At 38.9% G+C, this 6491-nt stretch carries 3 protein-coding genes; all 3 read right to left on the bottom strand.

What is annotated here, in order from left to right:
- Positions 1-301: 301 nt before the first annotated feature.
- Genes D0T60_RS15045 through D0T60_RS15035 form a run of 3 tightly spaced genes read right to left on the bottom strand, consistent with a single transcriptional unit; the run spans position 302 to position 6490 of the window.
- Positions 302-1279 (bottom strand): DUF4973 domain-containing protein, encoded by a 978-nt coding sequence (locus D0T60_RS15045; RefSeq protein WP_163218954.1) that lies wholly within the window; start codon positions 1277-1279, stop codon positions 302-304.
- A gap of 18 nt (positions 1280-1297) precedes the next feature.
- Positions 1298-3334 carry a RagB/SusD family nutrient uptake outer membrane protein gene (locus D0T60_RS15040; protein WP_163218953.1) on the bottom strand — a complete coding sequence of 679 codons (2037 nt, stop codon included), beginning with the start codon at positions 3332-3334 and terminating at the stop codon, positions 1298-1300.
- A gap of 24 nt (positions 3335-3358) precedes the next feature.
- Positions 3359-6490 carry a TonB-dependent receptor gene (locus D0T60_RS15035; protein ID WP_163218952.1) on the bottom strand — a complete coding sequence of 1044 codons (3132 nt, stop codon included), beginning with the start codon at positions 6488-6490 and terminating at the stop codon, positions 3359-3361.
- Between the last annotated feature and the right edge of the window lies 1 nt (position 6491).

Genomic DNA, 6491 nt, shown 5'->3' with positions numbered 1-6491 from the left:
ATGAAAAAGGTCAACCTAGTTTATAACTAAGTATAAACCGAGGCAACCAATTCTATTAATAAGACTGAAAGTAGTCAACTAAAAACGTTAACATACAATCAGATTTGTGCCTTGCCAGTGTGGCACAGTTGTGCCACGCGCATGGCACAGCAGTGCCACAGGCATGGCACGGTTGTGCCACAGGCAAGGCACAACTTTGTCACAGGCAAGGCACAAAGTAAACTCTTTATGATAAAAAAAGAAGCCATCTCTGGTTGGTAGAGATGGCTTCGAGGTTTTAGTTATAACTTAAACTGTGAGTTTACCACATAATCTGATCTTCTTCCGGCATCAGGATATTCAATACGCGTTCCATGATCATGGTACCTTCGTATTTGTATGTGATTGGATAAGCAGGGTTTGCCAAGTCTTTGTAAGTGTAGCTTACATTCATTGTTAGGTAACGACGTTTCAAGTATGGTTGAACGGCATCCATTTCTTCCTGAATAATGAAGAAACATTTAGCTTTTTCCCACTTGAAATCAATCGCATCATTGTCTGCCCACATTTCCAAGACACCTGAGGTGTCATCCGGATTTTGTTTGATGAATTTCACATTGATACGATAGTCTTTTCTATCCAATGCTGATTCGTCTACCATACCCGCAAAAAAGAAAATTGTATTTTCATCTATTACAAAAGAATTGCGGTTTTCTACTTTCAACTTTTCTTTTTCGTTGCCTACTTCCACTACTTCGGAGCTCATTTCATACTTTCCGGAGTAATCATTAAAAAGTACGATCTGCATCAACGACTTCCGATAGTGTTTTACCGGATTTGGGCGTAAATCAGAAGATTCGTCAATAGTCAGTGGCAGGATGTATTTGTCGTAATTATCTAATCCGGCAAAATTAAAGTCTACATCTAAGTAACCTTTGGTTTTTCCATCCGAAATAGTGGTAGACCATGATTTAAAATTGTAGTGTTGTTCATCCAGCTCTTTATAATATAAGTCGGTTCTCAGACGGTAGGTTTCATCGTTATAAGTAGCCAAAGTATCCGTATCTAAAGCTACGGTTACATTTACATCTTTACCTACTTTGGTCGATCCGCTTAGCTGAATAGGAATGCTATAGGTTTTATTACCACCCTCTGCATTATACTTTAAATAAACCTTATTTACACCACAATTTACAAAAGAGATGTATTGTTCGTACTGTTCATCTTTCCATTCGTCGTTGCAACTTGTCCAAAGTAAAATGCAACTCAGGGCAACTGCCCATTTATATATTATTTTCATATACTATCTGTTTTGGGGTTAGTCAAAAGTAGTCCATCCGGGGTTTTGTGTAAGCTTTCTGTTCTTACGCAATTCGCTATACGAGATAGGCCATAGATACATTTTAGGGATAAAAACATTAGGAAGAGAAGATACCAATACCGGATAGTGGAACATGTCTTTTTGGCTATCTGTTGCATTCATATTACATCCCCATACAGGCATAGTTTCTTCTTTTTCTGCATCTTTCCAACGTCTAAGATCGAAGTAGCGATGTGTTTCGGCAAATAATTCAATTTGTCTTTCGCGTTTCAATGCTTTTCTGAACTCGGTTTGACTGTCATAAGTTGCACTATCAAAATTAGGTAATCCGGCACGGATTCGAATTTGTGATATAGCAAAACTCATTTCCTCTGTATTGCGGCTGATGGTGTGTTTGCTTGTTCCATCATAAGTTGGAATAGTGTAAGTGCCGGTCAGTTCATTTAGTGCTTCTGCATAAATTAGAAGAATCTCAGCATAACGTATGTCCACATCAATTTTAGCAGGACCTTTGGAGGTTCCGGCATCTCGATTTTCAAAATAATCCAGTGGATGCACAAACTTCTTGATACCCAATCCTGTGCGGAGGTAAAAACCGGGTGCACTGGTTAAACGTCCATCTTGGGAACCTCTCCAGTAGAATACTTGTTGATTGCGTCTATTTTCTGTAATAGGGGAGGTTTCTACATCCCAGATGCTTCCGTTATAGGCAATAGATGCATAGAAACGAGGCTCTCTTCCTAAATATTCTTTAGATACTCCGGCAGGTAGCGGGCGGCAGAGTTCTGCATCTACTTCCTCTTTAGTAGTAAAGTCATAAGTAGGTCTTCCTTCACGTGGATCCTCTTTACCATACGCATAGAAATTTCCACCATCATTCATATAATATGTGTTGACATGTTTTAATGTAACACCATGTGTGTTCCAACCATTAAGCGAAGCAGGCATCTGATGTTTAATCATTGCCATCACACCTTCTGTATTAGTATTGACTCCGTGAGTAAAGACAATTTCTTTATTCATGTTTCCAGCGATAGCTCCGTTAAAAATCTGTCTGTAAGATTCGAATGGGTCGATGTCTTTCCATCCGTTTGGCCAGTTCTTTTCAGAATAAACAGGATGTGTAGGAGGAACAATTGTTTTGGGATAAGCAGGACCTTCGTCGTTGGCCCTGAATTTGGCTGTATATAATTCGTATTTATTCAAATCTATTACATCTTTTGCAGCAGCGGCAGCTTTTGCCCATAATTCTTCATTGTATTCTTTTGAAATCAATCGATTTCCTTGATCATCAACCAGTTGTTGAGCCCATTCGTCATCATTTCCGTTAAATAGCGGACTTGCAGCATAGAGATAAGCTCTGGCTCTGAAAGCAAGAGCTGCTCCTTTTGTAGCCCGAGCTATCTCACGGGCAGGGCGAGATTCTTCCAAATCTTGAGCTGCTAAAGCCATTTCGTTAGCAATATATTCGGCACATTCTAAATAAGTATTTCTCGGGAGGGCTAAGTCTTCATATTCTTTGGTAAAGTCCATACCCTCATCCGGTAAGATAGGAATTGGACCATATTTACGTAGAAGTAGCCAATAGAAATTTGCTCTTAGGAATCTGGCTTGGGCCTTGTTGTCTGCAATTTCCTCTTTGGTCATTTCCCGGTTTTGGTCAATATTGTGTATGAAGATTGACGCATTGCGAATACCTTCATAACAAACATTCCAATTTTGCTTATCTCCCTCACCATAGCGACAGTTTTTAAAGAATTCATATTGATTGCCTCTGTCACCATAGTACATATCATCTGCCAAGAAGTTGAATGGTTGATGTCCTTTGCTGGCTATCATTACATTTTGTCCGTCTGCCAGATAGCCGTATACATTACTTAACCATTGTTCTGCATAATCTTTTTGTTGGAATACGGTATCCATATTCATCTGATTTTTGAATATGTATTCTACATCCAGATAATCCGAACAGGATGTCAGACTCCCAATCAGGGCACATCCGGCTATTATCAGTGTATATATTTTATTTTTCATATCGTTATTATTAATAATTAAAGATTAAAAACCTAAGGTTAATCCAAGAGTGAAGCTCTTACTTAAAGGATATTTCTGTCCATTGGTTGTATCTAATTCCGGATCCCATAGTTTCAAACTATCCCATAAAGCTAAGTTGTTTCCAATAAAATAAACTCTGGCTCTGGAAATTCGGAATTTATTTAAGAAGTTGCTTGGCAAAGTATATCCTATTTCCAAAGTTTTTAAACGTACATACTTGCCATCACGAAGCCAGAATGTAGAGGCTCGGTAGTTATTTCCTTGTCCACCATAACTCAAACGCGGGTATTTAGCATTTGGATTTTCGGTAGCAGGATCGCCAGAAATTTCTTTAGATATCCAGCGATCGGAAGAATTTGCTACTTCTTTGAATATATTTCCCCAATCACTATTTATGAAAGGATATACGCTGGAACCCTCTATCATTTTAGAAGATTTTCCGGCTCCCTGAAAATGTACATTAAAATCGAAACCTTTCCATAATACAGATAGCCCAAGTCCATAAATCAAATTAGGAACTTCTGTGGCTCCGATAGCTACGATATCTTTATCATCAATGACGCCATCACCATTGATGTCTTTGTATTTGATATCTCCGGGCATATAAGCACCAAAAGTTTGTTTAGGACTGTTTCTGATGTCTTCATAGTCTTCGAAAAGTCCTTCTGCTACCAATCCTTTTACTTGCCTCCAACGGTAGCCTTGTATCATGCGGTAAGGTAATGCATTGGTTTCTTCATCATGTTCAATAACTTCATTTTTGGTGTAAGTTATGTTTCCACGCAGGGTTAGTGTTACTTCGCCAATGTTTTCTGTAAATGCAAAGTTTCCATCGAATCCTTTACTTTCCATTTTACCCACATTAGCCCAAGGTTTGCTGGTGATCCCTGTCATGCCGGACAGATTTTTTCTTTCCATATAAATATCTTCGCGGGTATCTTTAAAGATATCAATGGTAGCACTGAATTTGTTATTCAAAATATTCAGATCAAAACCTATGTTATGCTTCTTTGCTACTTCCCAGGTCAGATAATCAGCAGCTACTTTAGACATGTGAAGTCCGCCAATACCGTATGCTTGGTTTATGTCTCCAAAATTATAGCCATCACGGTTACCCACTTCTACTAAATAAGGGAATCGGGTTCCGATGTTATCATTACCTACCTCTCCATACGAGTAGCGAACCTTAGCCATAGTTAACCAAGGAAGAGCTTTTTGAATGAATTTTTCTTGTGCAATGTTCCAACCTGCCGAAACCGCTGGGAAGAAACCAAACTGATGTCCTTTTTTAAAGTTTTCAGATCCGGTATAACCAAAGTTGAACTCTACCATATATTTGTCCATGAAGGCATAGGTGGTACGTCCGGATAATCCCATGTTTCTTTTGGGCATACCGCGGATGAGAAATTGCATATCTGTTTCATCCCAATAGAAATAAGTTTTACCATCTTTTTCTTCAGTTCTCCATTTTCTTTCGTATGCCGGTTCTGTTTTTTCACTTTGCATATATTTAACCATTGCACCTACACGATGTTTCTGATTAAATAATTTGTTATAGTGGAACTCTGCTTCTATATTAATAAAACGCTCGGATTGACTGGATGCTTGTTGGTGTAGAAAACTTTCTGTTGAAACTCTATCTACAACCAAATCTCCATTTAAGTCTCTTCTGCGTTTGGCTTTGTATTGTTCCGGCCATTTAATTCTGCCTACCTTGTTCTTGCTGGTATTGTCTAACCCAATTCTGGCTTCAAAACGCAGCCCATCTGTAATAAATTTTAAATCTTGTTTGATGTTTGCATTTACCTGAGATACACTTTTCCAGTTTTGAACAAACCCGGTTTGTGTGGCAAGTACCCAAGGATTGGTTCTGTTACCTGTACCATAAGCAGGTATTTTACCATCTGAATAAAGTACAGGGATTGAGATTGGATTTTGCCCAATGACAGAATGCCAGATATCGCCGGCAAGTCCCGGTTCATTGGTGGTTTCCAAGAAACCGGATATACCGGCACTCACTAATGTGGTAGGAGTTACATCCATATCAAAGTTCATTCTATAATTCCATCTGTCCATATTGGCATTGGTTTTATAATCTTTCAGAGCTTTGTCGGTTTTATACATCCCTCCTTCATTTAAGTAACTGGCGGATGCATAATAACGAGCAGTAGATCCACCACCATCAACATTTACAGATACTTTATAGGTTGGTGCTCCATCTCTTAGTAACATATCCATCCAGTCTACATTTGGATAGAGATCCGGATCCATTTGATATCTGATAAGGTCGATTTCTTCCGCAGTATACAGTGGCTCTCTGTTACGACTTACCAATGCTTCATTTACCATGCCGGCGTATGTTATACCATCTACAAAGTCAGGAGTACGGGTACGTGTGTTGTATGAATACTCTGCTTTTGTATTGATATTAATTTTTCCGGCTTCTCCTCTTTTTGTAGTAATTAATATTACACCATTAGCCCCTTTCGATCCGTAAATAGCGGTAGCCGATGCATCTTTTAATACAGAGAAGGTTTCAATATCTTCAATATTGATTTCGTTGAAGTCGCGCTCAAATCCATCTACCAAAACCAAGGCAGATGATCCGGCTCCAAAAGTAGAGATACCACGAATCCAGAATTCAGATGCATTTTGTCCGGGTTGTCCGGAAGATTGACGGGCGATAATCCCTGCCACATTACCTGCCAAACTATTGGATAGGTTTGTAGAAGCTACTCCTTTCAAATCTTTTATATTTACTGTAGTAATTGCTCCGGTAGAAGTTAGTTTCCTTTGAGCTCCTGCTCCGGTTACGATTACTTCATCCAATACATTTTCAGATTTCAACACTACATTTAAAGTGGTTTTAGTACCTATATTGATTTCCTGTTTCTCATACCCTACATAGCTGAATATTAAGGTACTGTATGGAGTTACTTTAATGGAGAAGTTACCATCCAGATCGGTGATGGTTCCGGTGCCTACTTTGTCTTTTACAGCAACGCTTACCCCTATCAGTGTCTCTTTGCTATCATCGGTTACCGTACCAGTAAGAGTGATTACTCCTTCCTGGGCAAATGCTCCTGTAGTACATGCCAAGAGCATCATAAATAATATATATAGTTGTTTTCTCATA

Source organism: Bacteroides sp. 224 (assembly GCF_010500995.1).
In the GTDB taxonomy this organism is placed as follows: domain Bacteria; phylum Bacteroidota; class Bacteroidia; order Bacteroidales; family Bacteroidaceae; genus Bacteroides.
This window is presented reverse-complemented; position numbering and strand designations above follow the sequence as displayed.